The sequence below is a fragment of the Pseudomonas sp. FP2309 genome, from assembly GCF_030687575.1.
Classification (GTDB): Bacteria; Pseudomonadota; Gammaproteobacteria; order Pseudomonadales; family Pseudomonadaceae; genus Aquipseudomonas.
The window spans coordinates 2,913,170-2,935,733 of sequence record NZ_CP117439.1 but is presented as its reverse complement, the minus strand read 5'-3'; the positions used below and the strand labels follow the sequence as shown (position 1 = coordinate 2,935,733).

Genomic DNA, 22,564 nt, shown 5'->3' with positions numbered 1-22,564 from the left:
GGTCATCAATACTTATAATCCATCGTCACCATCAAGTTACGGGGGGCGCCATAACCTACGGTGTCGAAATCGCCCTTCTGCAACGCATACTTCTTGTCGAGCACGTTATTGACGTTGACTGACGCGGTGATCTGCTTCGTGACGGCGTAGCGCCCCAACACGGATACCAGCGCATAAGAACCTTGTTCCCCGCCCAACGAACTGGTGCCGGTGTTGGGCGCCTCGTAGAAGCGGCTTTGCCATTTAACGCCTCCGCCCAGCGTCAATTTGTTCCACTCTCCCGGCAATTGGTAGGTGCTGAAAAGCTGGGCAGTGGTGCGCGGTATTTGCGAATTCAAGCGGACGCCATCGCCATCTTGTGCCGTGAAATGGGCGATGCCTGAATAGATGTTCCAGCCACGCGCCAGCTCGCCCTGCAAGTCCAGCTCGATACCCCGCGACTTCGTCCCATCCGAACCCATATAGGCTTGGGCACCACTTGGCGTATAGGTTCCTGCGACCATCTGTGCAGCGTTGTCCAGCTCGGTATGGAACAAGGCCACCGACGCATTCAGACGTCCATCCAAGTAAGCGCCTTTTAGGCCGACTTCCTTGGTTTTTCCCTTTGTCGGCGTGAGCACGTTGCCCTTGCTGTCTCGATAGTCGGTTTGCGGATTGAATATGCCCGTGTAGCTCACGTAGGCCGAATAGGTCTTATCGATGTCGTAGATCAAACCAGCATACGGGGTGAATTCACTGCTCTTCTTGTAGTGCAACGACGAGGCGCCGACCGCGTCGTCGATTTCGTAGTTGCTGAAGCGGCCGCCGACAATCAGTTTCAGAGGCTCGGACAGCGAGAACCGGGCTGCGCTATAGACACCGCTCTGTTTGATCAGGGTGCGGGTCGGTATCGAAGCCATGGCATCGAAGTTGGGACGGGGAAAGGCCGGGCTCAGTTGATAGACATTGACCGGCGTGAAGCCTGCATAGAACGGAGCGATAGCTTCCTGGCTGGAGGTGCGGCGCGAACTCGTCGCCCCCAACACCAAGTCATGCTGGCGGCCGAGCAGTTCGAAGGGGCCGCTCGCCATCACGTCGAAGGTGTTTTGACGGCTGCTACCTTCGGACGCCAGTGCCACCGGAAGAGCCCCGTTGGGAAAAGAGCCCAGTCCCGTGGCGCGATCGGGGCGGCCGACCAGGCCGAGCAGTTCGGCATCGAATTCCGTGCGGTATTGATTAGCGACGGCCCGGAGATTCCAGCCGTTGTCAAAGCGGTGCTCGATCTCGGCAAACGCCGTCTTGAGGGTGTTGTCCCAGTGGCTCCATTTCTGCGCGTAGTTCTTGGAGCGTGAATACTCGGCCTGCGTGCCGTCGCTGAACCATAGCGGTAAACCTCCCCAGGTGGAGCCCTTCGGCGTGCTGTCCTGGTAGTCATAGCCCAGACTCACCGTGGTGTCGGGTGTCAGATCTGCCTCGATGATGCCGTAGAACGCCCTCCTCTGCGGTTTGTAGCCATCAATGTACGAGTTTCCTTCCTGGGACGTCCCGACCATGCGGGCGCGGATACGGCCATCCTCGGTCAACGGAGTCGATACGTCGGCCATTTCCCGGTGGGTATCCCAGCTCCCTGCACCGAGCGAGGCGGACGCCGAGAAGTCGCGGGTCGGTCGTTTGCGCACCAGGTTGACGGCGGCCGAGGGATTGCCGGTGCCGGTCAGCAAGCCAGAGGCGCCGCGCACGACCTCGACACGATCGTAGAACGCGGTATCGAGGGAGCTGATCCCGCTCCCGCTGACGATGTCGCCTACGACGGTTGGTATGCCATCGTACTGAACGTTGTTGATCAAGAAACCACGCGAATAGAAACTCGTCCGTTCGCTGTCGGATTGGTACGACGAGACGCCCGTGGTGTTATCCAGCACGCTCTGCACCGAGTTCAGTTGCTGGTCGTCCATGCGCTGGCGGGTGAGCACCGTCACCGACTGCGGTGTTTCTCGTAGCGAAAGTGGCAGGTGCGTCGCCACCGATGTCTGGCCCGTAGTGTAGGAACCAGTACCTTCGGTGGTCGCCGTATCCATCGGCCCCGTTACGGTGATGGCCGGCAAGGCTATCTCCTCTTGATGCTTTCCACCGGCCTTGGTCTGAATCTGCCCTGGCTCGGCCGCGAATGCGCCCTGTGCACTAATGAGAACTGCCGCAGCGACTGCCGAGCCCAGCACGGTGAGGGGCGCGCTCCTGGCTGCGCCCTTGTACGGCCCATTCAAATGAGAATAGACGGCGGGCTCTGCGTGGATATCTATTGGCCAACGAGGTTTCCCAGTAGTTGTGAGGGTGGTCATCAACAATACTCATTTGCATTTAGGTGGCGTATTTAACAATAGAGCTGGATGAGTATGCATGGCTAAATCAAGCCAGATTGTTATTCAATTAGGCCAATTTCACCTGCTTCAGGCCTTTGGCTGTATTGCGAAATAAATTGACCTTTTTACGCAATGTAGAAGTGTTTCCAGGCGGATAGGCTGCGCTTGATCGTGGTCTGCCATGCCTCAATCCAGCTTGCTTGGCGGGCCGATTCCCCATTTCTTTCCGAGGAAATTCCCCCTATGCACTCACTTTGCTTTGGTGGGTCGGCCCCGCACCGCCGGTCACGCGCCACCCCAATCTCCATTGTCATCGGGAGGAACGCATGAGCACCGCTGTTATCTCCCGTGCCAAACCCATCGTCGTAAGTGTTGTTGCGCTCGTCATGGTCTTCGGCATGCTGTATGCCTGGCGCACCACCCGCGCCGGTGGCGCGGAACATTACGCTATGCCGCCGATGCCCGTCTCGACGATCCGCGCCGAACCTCGCGGCGTGGCCGAGGAGTTGCAGGCCGTCGGCAATTTGCAAGCCGTTCGCGAAGTGCTGCTGGCTCCCGACACGTCGGGCCGCGTGACAGCCATTCATTTCGACGCCGGCCAGTCCGTGAAGGAAGGGACGGTGCTGGTTCAGCTCTACGACGCCCCCGAACAAGCGGATCGTGCCGCTGCCGCAGCCAAGGCCGATTTCGCCCAATCGCAACTCCGTCGCTCACAGGAACTGGCCCCTACCGGCGCAGAGCCACGCGAATTGCTCGAACAACGCAAGTCGCAAGCCGCCCAGGACGTTGCGGCGGTGCGGCAACTGGACGCGCGCATTCAGCAGAAGGCCATCCGTGCGCCGTTCTCCGGCCAGCTCGGCATCCGGCGCATCAATCCCGGCCAGTACCTCAATGCCGGCGATGTGATCGCCACGCTGACCCAGCTTGACCCGCTCTACGTAAACTTCACGCTGCCCCAGCAGGACTTGCCCAAGCTGACGCCGGGCGCACCGGTGCAGGTGACGGTAGATGCAGCACCAGGTCAGGTATTCAACGCCAAGATCAGCACCATCGAACCACGCATCGACGGCGAAACCCGCAATGTGGCCGTGCAGGCACTGTTGTCCAATGCCGACAGGCTGCTTAAGTCCGGCATGTACGCCACGGCGCGGCTGGCGTTGCCCGCGACCACCGACGCCATCGTGTTGCCGCTGACGGCGATCCAGACTTCGGCCTCCGGTGACAGTGTGGTGCTCGTGCAGGATGTCGACTCGCAGGGCATCGGCAAGGCGGTCGCCGTGCCAGTCGTCACTGGTCGCCGGCTCGGCGAGGAAGTCCTCGTGACCCAGGGCGTCAAGCCTGGCGACATCGTAGTTATGGCTGGTCAGAATCGACTGCCGCCCGGTGCGGCGGTGAAGATCAATGCACCTGCGCCTGCCGCCCCGGCGGTTGCCCCCGCCGCCAGCGCACGATAGAGGACGGCACCATGCATTTCACCGACATATTCATCCGCCGGCCCATTCTGGCGCTGGTCGTCAGCCTGTTGATCCTGCTGATGGGCGCCACCGCCTTGTTCCTGCTGCCCGTGCGGCAGTACCCCTATCTTGAAAACGCCACCATCACGGTCAGCACCACGCTTCCGGGTGCGACCCAGGACGTGATGCAGGGCTTCGTCACCACCCCGATCGCGCAGTCCATCGCCACGGCCAGCGGCATCGAATACCTCAGCTCGACCACCACGCAGGGCAAAAGCGAGATTAAGGCGCGGCTGGTACTCAACGCCAACGCCGATCGCGCGATGACCGAGATCCTCGCCAAGGTGCAGCAGGTCAAGTACCAGTTGCCGGCCGGTGTCACCGATCCGGTCATCGCCAAGTCCACCGAGGGCGGCACCGCCGTGCAATACGTCGCCTTCTATAGCAAGACCCTGTCGATCCCACAGGTAACGGATTTCGCATCCCGGGTAGCGCAGCCGTTATTCACAAGCATTCCCGGCGTGGCCTCGGCCGACGTCTTTGGCGGTCAGGCGCTGGCCATGCGCGTCTGGATCGATCCGGTACGCTTGGCGGCACATGGACTGTCGGCCGGCGAGATTTCGGCCGCACTGCGCGCCAACAACGTGCAGGCTGCGCCAGGCCAGCTCAAGAGCGCGCTGACGGTCACCAACATCAGCGCCGACACCGACCTGCGTAGCGTCGAGGACTTCCGCCAGATGGTCATCAAGTCCAGCCCTGGGGGCGGCGTGGTGCGGCTATCGGATGTCGCCACGATGGAAATCGGTGGTCAGAACTACAACAATCTCTCGTTCGCTAACGGCGTCCCCGCTATCTTCGTTGCCCTCCAGCCGACGCCCGATGGAAATCCTCTGGAGATCGTCAAGCAGGCCAACGAACTGCTGCCCAAGATCCGTGCGATGGCGCCGCCGGGACTGACGGTGGCACCCAACTACGACGTCGCACGCTTCGTCAACGCCTCCATCGAGGAAGTGAAACACACGCTGATCGAAGCCATCGTGATCGTGATCGTGGTGATCTTCCTGTTCCTCGGCACCTTCCGCGCCGTCATCATTCCGGTCGTTACCATTCCGTTGTCGCTGGTTGGCACGGCGGCGCTGATGCTGGCCTGCGGCTTCTCGATCAACCTGTTGACGCTGCTGGCGATGGTGCTGGCGATCGGGCTGGTGGTGGACGATGCCATCGTCGTGGTGGAGAACATCCATCGCCACATCGAGGAAGGACTGACACCCGTGCGTGCGGCACTGCTCGGAGCGCGCGAAATCGTCGGACCGGTGATCGCCATGACCATCACGCTGGCGGCGGTCTATGCGCCGATCGGCATGATGGGCGGGCTGACCGGCACGCTGTTCAAGGAGTTCGCCTTCACGCTGGCCGGTTCCGTGATCGTCTCGGGGATCGTTGCGCTGACGCTCTCGCCGGTGATGAGCTCGATGCTGCTCAGTTCCAAGCAAACCGAGGGACGGCTGGCGAAGCGCATCGAACACTCCATGGAAGGGCTGACCGCATTCTATGGACGCCTGCTGGCCCGCACGCTTGCCGCTCGCGGTGCCGTGCTGCTGGTCGGCGCGGTCGTGCTGGCCGCCATCGTGGTGCTGTTCACCGGCACCCGCCACGAACTGGCGCCAACCGAGGATCAGGGCGCCGTAATCGTCGTCACCAAGGCACCGCAGTATGCCGGCGTGGGCTATACCGCCCACTATGCCCAGCAGATCGAAAAGCTGTTCGAGTCGATTCCGGAGTTCGACAGCAGCTTCATGATTATCGGCGACTATGCAGGCGGCCAGAACAAGATGATCGGCGGCGCGATCCTCAAGGACTGGTCGGAACGCAAACGATCGGCCACCGACATCCAGGGCCAGATCCAGGCCGCCGGCGGCGCCATTGACGGCGAGACGCTGACCGCCGTGCAGTTGCCCCCGCTACCGGGTTCCAGCGGCGGCCTGCCGGTGCAGATGGTGCTGCGCTCGCCGGACGACTTCAAGACGCTTTACGAGACTGGCGAGAAGATCAAGTTCGCCGCCTATGCCAGCGGCCTGTTCCTCTACGTGCAGAACGACCTGTCCTACGACAGTCCGCAGGCGCACATCAGCATCGACAATGCGAAGGCAAGCGAAATGGGCGTGACCATGCAGTCCATCGCCGACACCCTGGCCGTGCTGGTCGGTGAGAACTACGTCAACCGCTTCAACTTCCACGACCGCTCCTACGACGTGATCCCGCAGGTGCGCGGCGGCGAACGCATGACACCGGAAGACCTCGGGCGCTTCTACGTCAAGGCGACCTCCGGCGCACTGGTACCGCTATCGACCGTGACGCGCGTCGAAATGCGTCCGCAGGCTAACCAGCTCACCCAGTTCGGTCAGATGAACTCGGCCACGCTGGAAATGCTGCCCGCCCCGGGCGTGACCATGGGTGACGCCGTGGCGTTCCTGCAATCGCAACCCCTACCACCCGGCACCAGCGTGGACTGGCTCAGCGACAGCCGCCAGTTCGTGCAGGAAGGCAACCGCCTGCTGGTGTCGTTCTGCTTCGCGCTGGTGGTCATCTTCCTGGTACTGGCGGCGCAGTTCGAGAGCCTGCGCGACCCGCTGGTGATCCTGGTGACGGTGCCGCTGGCGATTTGTGGCGCATTGGTGCCGCTATGGCTGGGCTACGCGACGCTCAACATCTACACCCAGATCGGACTGGTTACGCTGATCGGTCTGATCTCCAAGCACGGTATCCTGATGGTCACCTTCGCCAACCACATCCAGCATCACGAAAACTTGAGCCGTATAGAGGCCATCGAGAAGGCCGCGGCGGTGCGTATGCGCCCCGTGCTGATGACCACCGCGGCGATGGTCGCCGGCCTGGTGCCACTGCTGTTCGCAGATGGCGCGGGTTCGGCCAGCCGCTTCTCCATCGGCATTGTGGTGGTAATGGGCATGCTGGTCGGCACCTTCTTCACGCTGTTCGTGCTGCCCACCATATACAGCTTCCTCGCCGAGGATCACCGGGCGGCAGCGGAAAGTCCCCGCGCCCGCGAACTTGCCACTGCGGAGGCCCCCGATGTCTGACTCTAAAGCGATTGCTGCCATGACGACTGCTTCGCATCCAGCCATGTTTTTCCCTCGGCGCGCTGCCTTAATGGCCATTGCCATTGCGTTGATAACCGCAGGTTGCGCCAGCGGCCCCGACTATCGCGCTCCGGCCACGCCGGAAAACGCGGCAGGCGCCTTCGTCAGCAAGCCGGCCGATACGGAATCCGCTGCATCACTGCCGGCGGACTGGTGGAAGCTGTATGACGATCCGGCACTCGACAAGCTGGTGCAGGAAGCTCTGTCGGCCAATACCAACCTGCGCGTGACGCTGGCCAACCTAGACCGCGCAAGGGCCATCTACAACGAAGCGCGCGGTGGCCTGTTTCCCTCGACCAGCGTGTCGGCGGGCGCAGGCTATGGCCGCGACCAGTCCACGTGGACGGGTACCGGCCAGGCGCCCACACAATGGAGCTACAGCGGTGGCCTCGACGTTTCCTACGAACTCGATCTTTTCGGTCGGGTCAGGCGCGACATCGAGGCCGCACGCGACGACACCGATGCCGTCGCCGCAGCCCATGATGCCGCCAAGGTCGTCGTCGTCGCCGAGACGACACGTGCCTATGTGGACGCCTGCACCTATGGCGAATCCATCGGCGTCGCACACTCGTCCATTGACCTGGCTCAGCGCAGCCTGGATCTGGTCAGCGGCCAGGAACGCGCCGGCTCGGCGTCGCATCTGGATGTGGAACGGGCCGGTGTCACGCTGGCCCAGGCCCGGGCTGCCTTGCCGCCGTTAAAGGGTCAGCGGGATGCCGCGTTGTTCGAACTGGCCGCGCTGGTGGGCCGCACGCCGTCGCAAATACCCGAGTCGGCGCGCAACTGCACCCAGGCACCGGAGATCGCGGGGGCGCTGCCGATCGGTGATGGCACCGCGCTGCTGCGCCGCCGCCCGGACTTGCGCCAGGCCGAGCGCCAACTGGCCGCCGATACCGCCCGCATCGGCGTGGCCGTTGCCGACCTCTATCCGCGCGTCACGCTGGGCGCCTCCGGTAACTACCTGCGCAACGACTATCTAAAAGGCAATCGCACCTGGTCGTTCTCCTTCGGGCCGCTGATCTCCTGGAGCTTTCCCAACACGATGGTCGCTCGTAGCCGCATCGCACAGGCAAAGGCGCAAAACGCGGCATCGCTGGCCAGCTTCGATGGCGCCGTGCTGAATGCCCTGAAGGAGTCCGAACAATCGTTGAGTGCATACGGCGCCGCAATGCAGCAGCGCGAGGCACTGATCGAAGCGCGCGACCGGGCCGAAAAAGCCTTCCAGTTGGCAGACCAGCGTTACCGCGCCGGGTCTATCAGCTACCTCGACGTGATTGTCGCGCAGACCAGTCTGATCGACACGAAGTCGCAGGTAGCGGTTGCTGACCAGCGCGTAGGTGCCGCGCGGGTCAGCGTGTTCAAGGCGCTTGGCGGCGGATGGGAACAGGCCGCTGCGCAGTAACGCTTACGGACATGGGGCTCGGTGACGGCCCCAACATTGCGCCCATGTCCGAGACCAACGATTAGCCACGCCGCTCCGCATTGTCACAAGCAATCGGATATCCGGCATAGCGAAGGAATACAGAGATGGAACCGCACGATGCCCAACCCCGGATCATTGACCTGATTACATCATTCGGTAGCAAGAACCTGACGTCAGGCAAACACATGATGAAGCACACCGCAGCAGCCAATCCAGAGGCCGGAGCGCCGACATCGTCTCAGGAACAACGATTGCTGGCGAGCCGACTGCGACCGACGATCGCTCGTACCAGAGTCTTGAACGCGCTGGAGAAGGCGACCCCGAACTGTCTAAATGCCAACCAGATGTCTCGTATCCTCAGCTCGCAATTCGACAGCTTCGCGCCTGGATCGATCTACCGAACGCTGAATGATCTCTGGACCGCTGGGTTGCTGGTTCGCACAGAAGGCACACATGGGCGCGCGTTCTATGCAATCAAACCGGAGGCGCCAAGCGACCAGCACGACACACTGCGATGTCATTGTGGCGCGCGGCTGGTTTTCATTGAAAACCTGGCGTTGCATGAACACCTGCAGTCGCTGGCGTCCGAGGAGGGCTTAGCTCTCGACGAGGAGTCAGTCTTCACCATCACCACAACATGTGCGAAATGTCGGCACCACTGCAAGGAAGGGCCGCAGACGATGCAGGGCGGTCGGTGGTCCCGGGCCAAGACAGCCTGATCCAATCAGGGTGAGATTTCATCGGGGAGCATGATGCTGGGAACGGAAGCAAGCTCCACGCCACTCATGCGATCCGAGAGGTATCGTGCCGGAGGCTTGCCGACCGCCTTGCGGAACATGGTTATGAAGCCGCTGGCGTTTTCGTAGCCCAGCTCCAATGCCACCGTTTGCACGCTTTCACCCTTGGTCAAACGTTGAAGCGCAAGGATCACATGCAGCTGCCGGCGCCAGCGCCCGAAGCTCATTCCAATTTCATGCAGCAAAAGACGGCTCATGCTTCGCTCGCTCATGCCAATTCGAGTTGCCCAATCGGCCTTCGAGGTCTTGTCCGTGGGGTCGTCCAGCATCATTTCCACGAGGTGGCGCAATCGGGCATCACGCGGCATGGGCAGATGCAAGTCTTCCACCGGTGCCTCCACCAACTCATCGAGCAATACGGAAATCAGCCGGTCTTCCCTTCCCCCCTGCGCGTATGACTCAGGGAAACCGGCCACTTTCAGTAACAACTCGCGTAGCAATGGCGATACCGAAATCGTGCAACAGGTTTTCGGAAGGTCCGGTGCGGCGTCTGGCTCAACGAACAGGCAATAGCATTCCGTTTCACCTGCCCCCCGCGCCGCGTGCGGCAAGTCTCCCGGAATCCATATGGCGCACTGTGGCGGCACGATCCAGACACCGTCTTCAATCTCACAGTTGAGGATGCCGCGCAGGGAGTAGATCAGCTGTGCCTTGCGGTGCTGATGCGTCGCATTTTCCCAGTCCTTTGTTACCGAGGTGGCGCTCAAGGCCACAACGGGCCGCGAGACGCTGTCGACGTCCCAATTCACAGTTAGATCGGTGATTGCAATGCTAGACATGTTGTCTTGTCGAACCCAGGATGAAAGATGTGGCTTTGGCCTAATCGAAAAATACTATGATCAACTTATTCAATGACGTCTAGCCATTCCGAGGCCTGGATTAGGTCCAGCGAAGGCACTTACAGTAAAGGCTATCACTACATCTGAAATTGCTTGACCAGCCTGTTCAATTCGACCGCCAGCTTTGTGAGTTAGGACGTCACAATAGCTGTCTGACTTGAGCCCTCTGCCGCTTGATTTGAAAGATCACGGATACTCGCCAGGCTCCGATCTACCTCCCTTGCAACCTGGGCCTGCTCTTCATCCAAGACCATGCCCGACGTGGCCGATACGTAGTACACGAAGTTCAATGTCTCGGTGAGTTGATCGCTCCAGTTGTCGAACATCTCGTTTTGGTTGGCATCTGCCTTTGCGGCCTGCTCGATCAACCGCTGCACCCCCGTGTGCAGGCGCTGCACGCGGTCACCGGTTTCCAACTGCGTGGTGAATTGGCTGTCAGTGGCGGCCAGTTTCGAAAACGCGTCCTCCAGCTTCGTCTGGTTGGCCGATAGATCGGCTCGAGCGGTTCTATCACCGCTGAGAAAGCGGTTCGTCAACGCGCGATGCAACATTGATAAGCGCAGCACAGGTGTGACGTCCAACAGATAGCGCTGGCCCAATTGTTCCGAGCGAATAACCGCAAGGCTCTCGTTTATCTGATGGATGACGCGCGTACCGAGTAGAACCAGAGGGATGAAGACAATGATTGCGAGCACACCGAATTTCGTGGAGAAGCGTAATCGGTCAGCCAGGTGTACGGCAATTCGTCCTTTGCGGTATAGCGGGTCCTTGAGGTCAAGCACTTCGACATAAGACAGTTCAGCCATCAGAACCGCTTCTGGCATTCGGCCTTCTATCGCTCCATAGTCAGGTTCGTAATGTCTGATGGATAAATATGGTGGGCCAACCTATGATTGCCGAAGTCTAGCTAGCCGTAAGCGTATGGCCAATACAGATTGTGGGATCAACGGTCTGATCCGCAGATGTAAGAATCAGTGGCAAGCCTGACCTGACGCGGGTTCGCACTGGACGTTGTGGAACGTCAATCTTGGATAACCAGACGGGCCGGAAGGTGCAGTAATGTTTCTAAGTCTTGAAGTTCGCAGCTATGAGAGGGAAGACCGTCACCACCACCACGAGCATGCTCAATTGGTACTGCCGATTCGTGGCGAAATGAAAATTGACGTAAACGGTTGCGGCGGCTGTATTGATCAGTCATTGGCAGCGCTTGTGACACCTGGCTCGATCCATTCGCAGCAGACTAACCTCGATAGCCGTTTTTTAGTTTTGGACTGTGCGCCGTCGACTTTTGAAACGCTCCAGATCGAGCGTCTTGCTCAGAAAATATATGTGCCCATTTCCCCCGCAACTCGTCGGCTTATAGAGTTCGCTGAGCTAATCGGCAACGCACAATTGTCCATCGCGGCCTCCCAATTGGGGCCTCTGCTTTTGTCGTCCCTAACTCCGGGAATCTCCCGCTTTCCAGACCCCATGAAGCAGTTGATCGCTCGTGTTCAGGCGGATCCTGGAGCGAACTGGAGCAATGAAAGCATGGCTCAAGTAGCAAAAATGAGCATCAGTCAGATGCACCAACGTTTCCGGCTAATGTTCGAGATGAGTCCGCAAGCTTGGTTGACTGATTTACGCCTGCAAGAAGCTCAACGATGGTTGCGTGGAACCTCATTGACCATATCCGAGATTGCCTTGCGTGCCGGCTTTTGCGACCAGGCATCGCTGACCCGTGCCATGCAGCGCGTGAGGGCCACGACCCCGGCGGTTTATCGTAAAACGCAAAAACAGTCTGGGTAAAAAATCCCGCAGTTACCGACAATACTCCCCGAATCAGTTGCTCCAGACTTTCCCCATAACGCTTTGGAGCGCGGATGAAATGTTTGCTGATCGATTACTGCTAAAGGGCATTGTCTACGGAGTTTGCGCGGGCCTGTGTTGGGGAGTGATCTTCCTCGGCCCCCAGCTCACCCCGGGGCTGAGCGGCCTGCAATTCGCCGTTCTGAGATTTCTCTGCTACGGCGCAATTTCGGTGGCCTTGCTTATGCCCCGCTGGAGGCGTGTTTGCGCCAATCTCACTATCGTCGACTGGAAGTCACTCTTCTGGCTTAGCCTGATTGGGAATCTCATTTACTACACGCTAGTGGGCACCGGTGTGCAGTTGGTTGGGATTGCCACAACGTCTCTGATCGTCGGACTCATTCCGGTGTTCGTCACGCTGGCAGGTCGTCATGACGTCAACGCTATTTCTTTGCGCAAGCTCACTCCCTCGCTGTTCTGCGCTGTGGGCGGGGTCGTACTCATCAGCTGGCACGCACTGATCAACGGCGACAAGCCAGATATACTGACAAACCTCGCCGGAATTCTATGCGCAGCGGGCGCGTTAGTGACATGGAGTTGGTTCGCAGTGAGCAACGCTCGGCGGCTGGTTCACGTAGCCAGCGTTTCCGCCCATGACTGGGCACTGCTGACAGGGGTCATGACTGGCGCTCAGTCACTGCTTTTGGCGGTACCTGTCCTGGGCAGGCAGGTCGGAACGCATGGCAACTCCGAATGGCTACACTTTGTCATGGTAGCCGGTGGCGTAGCGTTTTTATCTTCGGTTGTGGGTAATGCGTGCTGGAATCAGGCGAGCCGACTTCTACCACTGGCACTAAGCGGACAGGTGCTCGTGATTGAGACGTTAGCGGCGCTGGTTTTTGGATTTCTATGGGAGCATCGGCTGCCCGACTCATATGAAATTGCGGCGATTGCACTTCTGGTCACCGGTGTCGTGTGGTGTCTGAATTGTCATCGCACTCCCCGTCACTCTCCGGCTATTTAACTCGTACAAAGAGCAGGCGGCTTCAATCACTGGGCTGGACTGAGTCGGTCCGCATGAATGAGGCAAGCGCGTTCGATCTGAGCGCGCTGCAACGGCCGTAAAAAGGGGCCGCCCCATAGGAGATGTCATACCTGAGAGGTCAACCAGGCACGCCAGCCACCGTACTCGCTGATATCGGCAGCACCTTCGAGGCCGTAACCTTCACATATGAAGCCGGTTTCCCAGCGACCGTCCTGAAGCTCTACCTTCCCCAACCCGAGAGGGGCTGGAATACCATTGAGGAAGGAGCCCAGTTCCGAACTAGGCAGTTGCCAGACCTCGACGGCGATCTCAACGCCTCCTTGCGCAACACGTACCATGCCCGGACGTTTTAGCGGCCCGCCAGCCAGTGCGTACAGCCGATAATTAGGGGCGCTCACGGTGGCCTCCAGCAGGGTCGCGCCACGTTGCTTGAGTTGCCAGTTGAGCGCCAGGCCGTCGAGATGTGCCCCGCACACAACCACGCGGGACTGATCGTTACGGGCCGCATTGCCTGGAGTTTTGCCATCCTGATAGGCATTGGCAAGGCTCAACAGATATTGATCCGTAAAGGCTCGGCCAAACAGCGTCACGCCCCAAGGCAGGCCGTTGACCATGAGGTCGCTCGGTACGGCCACGGCGGCATAGTCGAGCAGGTTCATGAAGTTGGTGTAGTAGCCCAGTTCCGAGTTGCGCAGCACCGGCTCTGCGGCGAGCTCTGCCAGAGTAACTGGCCTGCCTATGGTCGGAGTCAGTACGCAGTCGAGGCCTGACATTACGCGGTCGCACGCGGCCTTTAGTGCTTGCATGCGATAGTGGGCGCGAAAGGTGTCGACCCCTGTCACCTCGGGGCCTTTAGCGAGAACGGCGTGGATCACTGGCAAAACCGCCTCTGGCTGGGTTCGTGCCAGCTCTCCAACCACGCTATAGCGTTCAGCCACCCAAGGGCCTTCGTACAGCAACCGCGCGGCTTCCAGGAACGGTGAGAGATCCAGAACTACCGCCTCGCCCCCCAGCCCTTTCAAGCGCTCAACGGCTGCGGCAAACAGGTCGGGCCCCTCGGTGCATCCGAAGAACTGGAGGTCTTCCTCGCGGGGTACTCCGAACCGGAAAGCGCTGACATGTCCAAACGCAGAGCCATCGTTCCAACTCGGGTTGGCTCGACTGTATTCGTCTTGAGGATCAAGCTCTGCAGTGAGCGCCAGCAGCCGGCTGGCCTCGGCTGCTGTCGCGGTGAAGGTCGTCACACAGTCCAGCGTTCGACAGGCGGGAACAACGCCAGCAGTGGATATCAGGCCTTTGGTTGCCTTTAATCCTACAAGGTTGTTCAGTGCGGCCGGCACTCGACCGGAGCCGGCGGTATCGGTGCCGAGCGCGAAGCTGGCCAGGCCCAACGCGACTGTCAATGGCGATCCCGCGCTTGAACCGCCGGATGGATACTCGCGCAATACGCTGTTGATGCAGGCGCCGTAGGGTGAGCGTGTTCCATTGAGCCCTGTTGCGAATTGGTCAAGGTTGGTTTTGCCTAGGGGCACTGCGCCAAGATTGATCAATTTCTGAACAACCGTCGCCGAGTGTTCAGGTGTATAGGCATAGGCTGGGCACGCCGCCGTCGTTGGGATGCCCGCCAGATCAATGTTGTCTTTGATGGCAAATGGAACGCCGTACAGCGGAAGGTCTTCGATCCTGCTGGCCTCAAGCGCGGCCAGATAGGGTTCCAGCTCTTGAACACTGAGCAGGTGGATGAACATATTGAAATCAGGATTCAGTGCCTGTGCCTGCTCCCTGAGCGCCAGGATCAGGCTGCGGGGAGAGAGCTGACCGCTGAGGTAGCGCGCTCTCAGCACTTCAAGTCTCAGATCGTCTTTCATGCTTTTTCTCCTTGTGCGGGAACAGGTTCGAGAACGATTACTCGTTGTCCGGCGCGTATCGCGCAGCCCGGTTCTACTAGAACTTGGCGAACGATGCCGGCGCAGGGGGCCAGCACTGGGATTTCCATCTTCATTGACTCAAGTACGACTAACGGCGTACCTGCGCAGACTTCATCATCAAGGGCGACCTGGACTTGCCATAAGTTGCCTGCAATGGGGCTCTCGATACCGGTTTGGTGAGGCGGCAAAAGTGCTTCTTCAGTGGCCGCCGCCACCGCTTCGTTGCTCTCGAAGTGCGCCTGACCGCTATCAATCCAACGCTGCCGTTCTGCTGCGAATGCAGCCTGCTGTTGGTCTCGAAACGCCTGGATGCTCTCGGCTTCTTTCGCGAGGAAGGCTTGGTAATCGGCCAGTCTCAGTTGGCGCTCCTCGATCTGCAGGTCAAATCGGCCGAGCGGAAAGTCACGGCGGATGCGAGTCAGTTCGTCAGCCGTGACCGGATAGAACCTGATCTGGTCAAAAAAACGCAGCAACCAAGGCTTGCCCGAAAAGGCAGCGACTTCTCGATAGCGATTCCACATCTGCAGCGTACGGCCCACAAACTGATAACCACCGGGGCCTTCCATGCCATAAACGCATAGGTATGCACCGCCGATCCCCACGGAGTTTTCCGCTGTCCAGGTGCGGGCCGGGTTGTACTTCGTAGTGACCAGCCGGTGTCTGGGATCCAGCGGAGTTGCCACGGGCGCACCCAGATAAACGTCCCCTAGCCCCATGACGAGATAGCTGGCATCGAACACGGTTCGTTGCACCTCGTCGAGATTTGGCAGGTCGTTGATGCGGCGAATGAACTCAAGGTTGCTTGGGCACCATGGCGCATCCTTGCGTACGGTAGTCATGTACTTTTCGATCGCCAACTGGCATGCAGGGTCGTCCCATGACAAAGGCAGATGCACGATACGCGAAGGCACCTGCAGGTCGCCTGCAGCGCACACTGCACCCCACTCACCGGCAACGATCTGAAGCAGGGATTTAAGAGGGAGTTCCTCAGGCTGATAGTGGACTTGCAATGAGCGAATGCCAGGCGTTAAGTCGATCACCCCCACCAGCTGTTTAGCCTCCAGCGCCTGCATCAATGCATGCCCGCGAAAGCGCAGCACCAGGTCAAGTTCAGGTGCGCCGATCTCCAATAGAAGATGAGTATCACCGGCTACACGGGCCACCAGGCGGGTGTCGTCCTGACCGATATCCAAAACGATCGGCGACAGTGGCTCGATGGATTGATCCCACTCGGCATCATTTTGTTCAGCTGACAACGCTGCGGTCGCAAGCTGACGGGCGCGGCTAAGGTTGGTTGGAACGAAGCGGATCTTGTCGCCAGCTTTGAGCTGACCCAGCTGCCATAGATCTGCCTCAATCACGGTCACTGGACAAACGAAGCCGCCCAGGCTTGGCCCATCAGGCCCGAGTATCACGGGCATATCGCCGGTGAAATCCACGGCACCAATCGCGTATGGGTTGTCATGAATATTGGAGGGATGCAGGCCGGCTTCTCCCCCGTCGGCACGCACCCACTCAGGCTTGGGCCCTATAAGGCGAACACCCGTGCGGCTGGAGTTGAAGTGCACTTCCCAGTCGGTTGCAAAGAACGTAGCGATGTAGTTCTCGGTAAAGTATTCCGGTGCTCCATGTGGGCCATAAATGACCTTTATGCGACGGAGCGCGCCCAGTGGAGGCTGTTCAGGAAGCACCGCCCCGACAGTTTTGTCTGTCAGCGCCGCCAGGTGGAGCACATCGCCTGCCCGAAGAGCTCGACCACAGTGTCCGCCAAATTGACCCAGGGTGAAGGTGCTTTTGCTACCGAGGTAGTCCGGCACCTGAATGCCACCGCGCACGCAGAGGTAACTCCGTGCGCCGGCACCCGCGATCGTGCCTACGTTCAGAATCGAACCCGAACTGACCAGTATCACAGCGTTCATGGCGATGTCCGTGCCATCGAGCGTTACCGGCACGACGGCTCCGGTCACCACCACCACCGCATCGGTATTGAACCGAAGTGTGGGCCCGCTCATGGTGATCTCCAATCCGGCCGTACTGTCGGGGTTACCCAACAGCCTGTTGCCCAAGCGCAGGGCTCGGCTGTCCATCGGGCCCGAAGGAGGCACTCCAACAGCCCAGTAGCCCAGGCGTCCTGGATAATCCTGGACGCTGGTCTGGGTGCCGCCACTCAATACTTCAAAGGTTTGCGCCTGATAGACCAGCCCTTCAAGGCAGCGAGTCCATGGTTGGCCACTGGCGAAGGGTTGATCCAGCAGAATTTGACGAAGGTAATCGCGGTTGGTCTCCACCCCGTAGAGCTGACTTTCGCCCAATGCCTTGTACAGTTGGAGGCGGGCCTGTTCTCGACCAGGCGCCCAAGCGATGACTTTGGCAATCATCGGATCGAAGTAAGGCGGGATTTCGCATCCAGCTTCAACCCATGTGTCGATGCGCAGTGCTTTTCCATCGGCCGTGGGAAAGCGCACGGCAGTTAACAGGCCGGGGCTGGGCTGGAAATCCTTGCCCGGATCTTCGGCATAAAGCCGCGCCTGCACAGCGTGACCATTCGGCTGCAACTGCGCGCCAATCTCGCTCAGCGGCGGCAGGTCGCCTGCGGCCAGCTGGATCATCCACCGAACCAAATCCACGTTCCAGACCTGTTCGGTGACTCCATGTTCGACCTGCAGACGCGTATTCACTTCCAGGAAATAGAAACACTGGTCATCGCTGTCGAAGACGAATTCGACTGTACCGGCACTCCGGTAGTTGACCGCTTTCGCAAGCTTGATCGCTGCTTCGCAGAGCGCCTCGACCATGCCTTTGGGAAGATTGGGGGCAGGCGTTTCTTCAAGCACCTTCTGGTTGCGTCGCTGAACGGAACAATCCCGAACCCCCAAGGCCAATACCTCACCCGCGCCGTCACCAAAGACCTGGACTTCAAGGTGGCGCGCGCGCTGGATGTACTTCTCGATGAACACGCCAGCGTCGCTGAAGTTGTTTTGGCCCAGGCGTTTGACCGTCTCAAACGCCTCGCTCAGCTCTTGCGCCGAACGGCATACACGCATGCCAATCCCACCACCGCCTGCGGTGCTTTTCAGCATGATTGGATAGCCGACCCGGGTTGCCGCCGTCAAGGCGTCCTCGACACTGTCCAGCAGGTCTGTGCCTTCCAGCAGCGGCACACCATGCTCGCGTGCGAGCGCACGGGCTGTGTGTTTGAGGCCGAACACACGAAGCTGTTCAGGCGTCGGGCCGACAAACGCGATGCCGGCGGCTTCGCAGGCCTCGGCAAACGCGGCGTTTTCAGAAAGAAAGCCGTAGCCTGGATGAATCGCCTGGGCACCGCTGGCTTTGGCCGCGGCCAGAATCTTGTCGACCGCGAGATAGGTTCCAGCGGCGGCGCCTTCGCCAAGGCTCAGCGCTTGGTCTGCCTCAAGGATATGACGGCTGGCGACATCGGCCTCTGAGTAGACGGCAACACCTTTTACGTCGAGCTCTCGCAATGTTCGTAAAATACGGCAGGCGATAGCGCCACGGTTAGCGATTAGCAGGGTGTTGAACATGGATATCCCCTAAAGACGGCAGCTGTCCGCCTCAACTGGGTTGCGGGTCGTCCCGCAGTTTTTCGAAAGGTCGTGGGGCCGTCCCCAGACAGAGATCAGTCAGGCTTGCGAGGCTTGTCGTGATGATCGTCACGAGGTCGAACTTGGGCTGCGCGGCTTTGGCAAATCATGAACAGCCAAGCCCTCCCTGTGAGAAGCCAGGCCTTCATTCCCATATCAATAGCTCTGCTGGGGTGGGGTTATAGCCATTGCAGGGATTGTTCAGTTGAGGGCAGTTCGAGATGAGAACGATCACGTCCATCTCCGCCCGCAGTTGCACGTACTTGCCTGGTGCGGAGATACCATCCTCGAAAGTGAGGCCACCGTCTGAAGTCACCGGAACGTTCATGAAAAAATTGATGTTGGGGCTGATGTCACGTTTGCCCAGACGGCCATCGTGGCAGCAGGCACGTAGATAGTTGTCACGGCAGCTGTGCATATGGCGCTTGTCCAGCGCATAACGAACCGTGTTGCTTTCCTGCGCGCAGGCGCCACCGAGCGTATCGTGACGGCCACAGTTGTCCTCGACAATGGTCAGAAGCGCACGGCCCAGATTAGAGTAGAGGACGCTTCCAACCCCAAGGTACACATTGTTCTGCCGACGCAGTGTGCGCTGCACGTCGTAACGTTCACGGGGATTTGCAGCGCTGTAAAACAAGGTATCGATGGCCTGGTTACCTTCCAGATCCAGGATCCGGAGTGTTTGACCTGCTTTGACTTCGGTCAGCCAGGGTTCGCCAGCGGGAATAGTGGCTCGATAAATGGCGGCTTCCGGATGCAGATGAGTAGTCATGAAATAGTCCTCAGGCGAACAAGCGGTCGGTGTTGGTAAACCCACGCTGATTTTCCGGGCGCGAAGTGCGGCAATGCTCAGCAACACTGGCGTCTGCATTCATGAAGGTCAGTTGGACGGGCTTGGGGCAATACTCGGGTGCAGGATCCATCGGATGCTGCAAGGCGGTGATAACGAACAGCGTGTCCATGGGCGCATACAGTTCGATGCAATCGCCGGCCTTGGAGTTTCCCTCTGCAAAACTCAGCCCGCCGTTGTTGTCCACATCGACGCGGCTGAACAGATTCAACACCATCGACAGGTCAGTCAGGCCCAGCTCCCATTTCCCCATCTCGACCAGCAGGTTGTCCGCGCCGTTACGGAAGAAGCCATTGCGCAACTCCTGATAGCGACCTTGGCCGTACTTTTCCTCGACCTCGTCAGCACACAGGACACCACCAATGCTGTCGCTCCACCCGCAGGTGTCGCGCGTTATAGCGGCGAGTACACGCCCCATGTCCGAATACAGGCAATGACCTGCGGTCAGCTTGGCTGTGTGCTGTCCTTTGAGACTGTCGGGCAGATTCAGGCGCTCGCTTTTTTCGTTCGCGTTGAAAAGCATCACGCTGACGTTGGCGCCGCCTTCAAGATCAGTGAGGCGCAGCATTTGACCGCGTTTTAGAACGAAGGAAAGGTGGCCACCACCTGGCAATAGCTCTTCGGAGAAAACGGTACTTTCACTCATGGAAACACCTCAATATTGATTAATGGGCGCCTGGCAATGCCGAGGCCAAGGTCAATTGGGCCTCGCTGCGCTTTGCGTTCAGCGGCAGGTCATAGGTGATGCGAGCGCCATAGGCGTATGGGGCATGAGGGTCAACGCGAACTTTGTCGAACACCATCAATCGAGTGCCCAAGCTGAACCCTTCACTAATATCGTGGGTGACCATGAACACGGTCAGCCGTGTCTCACGCCAAAGCTCCAATAGCAGTGCATGCATGTCCTTGCGGATGCCGGGATCGAGTGCGCCGAAAGGCTCATCCAACAGCAGCACCCGAGGCTTCATGATCAGGGCCTGAGCGATGGCAAGGCGCTGTTGCATGCCACCCGACAGTTGCGACGGGTATTTCTGCAAAGCGTGGCCAAGCCCCACTTTTGATAACAATTGGGCTGCCTCCTCCCTGGCGGCCCGTTTACGCTGGCCGAACAGGCGTCCTATCAACGGCGCGTTTGGAAGTTCCAGTCCCAAAGCAACGTTGTCCAGCACGCTCAGGTGCGGGAATACCGAATAGCGCTGGAACACAACGCCCCGGCCAGGATCCGGTTCAGCGACCAGCAGACGCCCGTCCAGCAGTATCTCGCCCTTAGTGGCTCTTTCTTGGCCCAGCAATAGTCTTAAGAAAGTGGACTTGCCACAGCCTGAAGTACCGACCATGGTGCAGAACTCGCCTTCGGCAATGCTCAGATTCAGGCCTTCGAGCACCACATGGTCGCCGTATTGCTGCCACACGTTGTTGACTTGAATAAAGCTCACGGGCGTGCCCCCTCGTACCATGGGAACGCTCGGCGGGTGAGGGTCTTGAGACACCAATCCATAAGCCAGGCCAGGAGGGTAATCCACACCACATAAGGGAGAATCACGTCCATGGCCAAATAGCGCCGCACCAGGAAGATCCGATAGCCCAGCCCATCCTCTGATGCAATGGCTTCAGCTGCGATGAGAAACAACCAGGCAGAGCCAAGAACCAGGCGAAGCGAGATCAGCAAACGCGGAAGCAACTGTGGGAGTACGACGCGCAAGATCAGCGTCCAGGTCGACGATCCCAATGTTTGAGCCTTGATAAGAAGCTCTACGGGTATTTCACGCGCACGCTGTTCGAGATCCCGCGCCAGGATCGGGGTGATGCCGATCACTATCAGCATCACCTTCGAGACCTCGCCAAGGCCAAACACAATGAACAGGATCGGCAGTATCGCCAGAGGTGGCACCATTGATAGAACAACCATCAAGGGTGACAAAGTTGCGCCGAAGAGCGGCAACGTACCTGCAGCAATACCGAGGCACAGCCCCACCAACGCGCTCACACCCAACCCGATCGCCAAACGCTGCAAACTGGACGCCGTGTCCTGCCACAGAAGATAACTTCCGCTGCGTTTGTCCTCGGTAAAGGCCATGCGCTTCACGGCATCGGTCATTTGCACTGCGCTTGGCAGCAGCTTGTCATTGGGATTTTCCGCAAGCCGTTGTGCTGATCCTAAAAAGTAGGCGCTCAGCAATAGAACGAACGGAAGGATGACCAGCAACAACCGCGTTGGGCGATCCGGGTGGCGATTAATCAATTGCATAGCGCGCACCCCTGGTCAAAGCTTGCCGTCAACGGCCATCTGTACGTAGCTAGGATCGAAGCGCAGTTTGATGTTCCCTTTATCACCCCGGACGACGTCTTGAGCGAAGCTCATCCCCACGGCGCTACTGTCTTTTGCGCCCTCTCCGAGCAGCCCGTGCTCAAATGAAAAGTTAGCGACCTTGGCCATCGTTTGCGCAAGCTCGGGGCTCTTCGCAAAATCAAGCGCCTCTTGGGCGGTGTAGAAGAGCTGAGTCGTCGCGAGCTGTGACTTGAAGCCAGCCAGATCGGTGCCAGAGGCTTGGGCCATGTGCTCCAGCGCAGCCTCGCCCTCAGGCCCTTTGCTTTTCATCAGTGCCATCACCTCGAACCACGCACCGGTAAGCACTTTGCCCAGGGCGGGATTGTCCTTAAGCGTCTGGCTGTTGACGACCATCATGTCCAATATTTCGCCAGGGATCTTGCTGGAGTCGAAGACCTTGGTGACATTTGGCTTTGCCGTGATATCGGCAAGCATCGGGTTCCATGTCGTTACCGCTTGAACGTCTTCGGTGTTGAATGCTGCGGTTATATCCGCATCTGACGTGTTGACCACTTTGAGGTCTTTTTCCCGCAGATCCACGGTGTCGAGGGCTCGGGCCAACAGGTAATGTGAGACCGATAGCTCAACGAGGTTGACGTCCATTCCCTTGAGGTCGGCAATCGTTTTGCCAGTGCCTTTGATGACAATGCCGTCATTTCCGTTGGAGAAATCGCTGACAATCAGCGCAGTGCTGTCGACGCCACCTGCAGCGGGGATGGTCAGTGCGTCCATGTTGGTCATGGTGCAGCCATCGAACTGGCCGGCGGTGTACTGGTTGATCGACTCTACGTAGTCGTTGAGTTGAGTGACCTTGACGTGAATGCCATATTTCCTGGCCCACTTATCGACTACGCCCTGAGCCTGCGCGTACTCCCAAGGCATCCAGCCCGCATAGATCGTCCAGCACACATTGAAATCCGTCTTCGCAGCGGCGTATGAAGACGTGCTTGTAATCAAGGCGATGCCTGCAGCCAGGCAGACGGAGAGCAGAGGATTTCTCATGGTAGGACTC

The 22,564-nt window shown here is 59.2% G+C and carries 16 protein-coding genes; 6 read left to right on the top strand and 10 right to left on the bottom strand.

Annotated elements, in window-relative coordinates; translation table 11 throughout:
- Window positions 1–5: 5 nt before the first annotated feature.
- Entirely contained in the window at window positions 6–2,318 is a 2,313-nt protein-coding gene (locus PSH59_RS13340; protein ID WP_305392872.1) for a TonB-dependent siderophore receptor, read from the bottom strand.
- A 347-nt stretch (window positions 2,319–2,665) separates the two neighbouring features.
- Here PSH59_RS13340 and PSH59_RS13335 point away from each other — a divergent pair, with 347 nt between their 5' ends.
- The 4 genes from PSH59_RS13335 to PSH59_RS13320 all read left to right on the top strand — a co-directional run bounded on the left by PSH59_RS13335 (window position 2,666) and on the right by PSH59_RS13320 (window position 9,093).
- A complete protein-coding gene (locus PSH59_RS13335; protein WP_305392871.1) occupies window positions 2,666–3,793 on the top strand; it encodes an efflux RND transporter periplasmic adaptor subunit in 1,128 nt (375 codons plus the stop codon).
- Between the two features lie 11 nt (window positions 3,794–3,804).
- Complete coding sequence (locus tag PSH59_RS13330) at window positions 3,805–6,891, top strand: efflux RND transporter permease subunit (RefSeq protein ID WP_305392870.1); 3,087 nt, start codon at window positions 3,805–3,807, stop codon at window positions 6,889–6,891.
- The gene (locus PSH59_RS13325; protein WP_305392869.1) at window positions 6,884–8,353 is read left to right on the top strand and encodes an efflux transporter outer membrane subunit; all 1,470 of its coding nucleotides are present in this window, start codon (window positions 6,884–6,886) and stop codon (window positions 8,351–8,353) included. The genes PSH59_RS13330 and PSH59_RS13325 overlap by 8 nt, the downstream gene beginning before the upstream one ends.
- Window positions 8,354–8,478: 125 nt before the next feature.
- Window positions 8,479–9,093: a Fur family transcriptional regulator gene (locus PSH59_RS13320; protein ID WP_305392868.1), complete on the top strand. Its 615-nt coding sequence runs from the start codon at window positions 8,479–8,481 to the stop codon at window positions 9,091–9,093.
- A 5-nt stretch (window positions 9,094–9,098) separates the two neighbouring features.
- Here the strand turns inward: PSH59_RS13320 and PSH59_RS13315 are convergent, their stop codons facing one another.
- A complete protein-coding gene (locus PSH59_RS13315; protein ID WP_017526905.1) occupies window positions 9,099–9,950 on the bottom strand; it encodes a helix-turn-helix transcriptional regulator in 852 nt (283 codons plus the stop codon).
- A gap of 191 nt (window positions 9,951–10,141) precedes the next feature.
- A complete protein-coding gene (locus tag PSH59_RS26345; RefSeq protein WP_370694426.1) occupies window positions 10,142–10,792 on the bottom strand; it encodes a hypothetical protein in 651 nt (216 codons plus the stop codon).
- Window positions 10,793–11,069: 277 nt separating this feature from the next.
- Between PSH59_RS26345 and PSH59_RS13305 the strand changes: the two genes are divergently transcribed.
- Window positions 11,070–11,798, top strand: a complete 729-nt coding sequence (locus PSH59_RS13305; protein WP_248079337.1) for an AraC family transcriptional regulator — start codon at window positions 11,070–11,072, stop codon at window positions 11,796–11,798.
- 79 nt (window positions 11,799–11,877) lie between these two features.
- A complete protein-coding gene (locus tag PSH59_RS13300) occupies window positions 11,878–12,822 on the top strand; it encodes a DMT family transporter (protein WP_305392867.1) in 945 nt (314 codons plus the stop codon).
- Between the two features lie 125 nt (window positions 12,823–12,947).
- On the opposite strand, the gene atzF is transcribed toward PSH59_RS13300, so the two are convergent.
- The 7 genes from atzF to PSH59_RS13265 all read right to left on the bottom strand — a co-directional run bounded on the left by atzF (window position 12,948) and on the right by PSH59_RS13265 (window position 22,554).
- Window positions 12,948–14,711, bottom strand: coding sequence for an allophanate hydrolase (gene atzF / locus PSH59_RS13295; RefSeq protein WP_305392866.1), 1,764 nt, complete (start codon window positions 14,709–14,711; stop codon window positions 12,948–12,950).
- A complete protein-coding gene (uca, locus tag PSH59_RS13290; protein ID WP_305392865.1) occupies window positions 14,708–18,313 on the bottom strand; it encodes an urea carboxylase in 3,606 nt (1,201 codons plus the stop codon). The genes atzF and uca overlap by 4 nt, the downstream gene beginning before the upstream one ends.
- Window positions 18,314–18,518: 205 nt before the next feature.
- Window positions 18,519–19,145 (bottom strand): urea amidolyase associated protein UAAP2, encoded by a 627-nt coding sequence (locus tag PSH59_RS13285; protein WP_305392864.1) that lies wholly within the window; start codon window positions 19,143–19,145, stop codon window positions 18,519–18,521.
- 10 nt (window positions 19,146–19,155) lie between these two features.
- Window positions 19,156–19,869, bottom strand: coding sequence for an urea amidolyase associated protein UAAP1 (locus PSH59_RS13280; protein ID WP_248079328.1), 714 nt, complete (start codon window positions 19,867–19,869; stop codon window positions 19,156–19,158).
- Between the two features lie 19 nt (window positions 19,870–19,888).
- Window positions 19,889–20,659 carry an ABC transporter ATP-binding protein gene (locus PSH59_RS13275; RefSeq protein ID WP_305392863.1) on the bottom strand — a complete coding sequence of 257 codons (771 nt, stop codon included), beginning with the start codon at window positions 20,657–20,659 and terminating at the stop codon, window positions 19,889–19,891.
- Window positions 20,656–21,471, bottom strand: coding sequence for an ABC transporter permease (locus PSH59_RS13270; RefSeq protein WP_248079324.1), 816 nt, complete (start codon window positions 21,469–21,471; stop codon window positions 20,656–20,658). The genes PSH59_RS13275 and PSH59_RS13270 overlap by 4 nt, the downstream gene beginning before the upstream one ends.
- Before the next feature lie 15 nt (window positions 21,472–21,486).
- Window positions 21,487–22,554, bottom strand: coding sequence for a putative urea ABC transporter substrate-binding protein (locus tag PSH59_RS13265; RefSeq protein WP_305392862.1), 1,068 nt, complete (start codon window positions 22,552–22,554; stop codon window positions 21,487–21,489).
- Window positions 22,555–22,564: the final 10 nt, after the last annotated feature.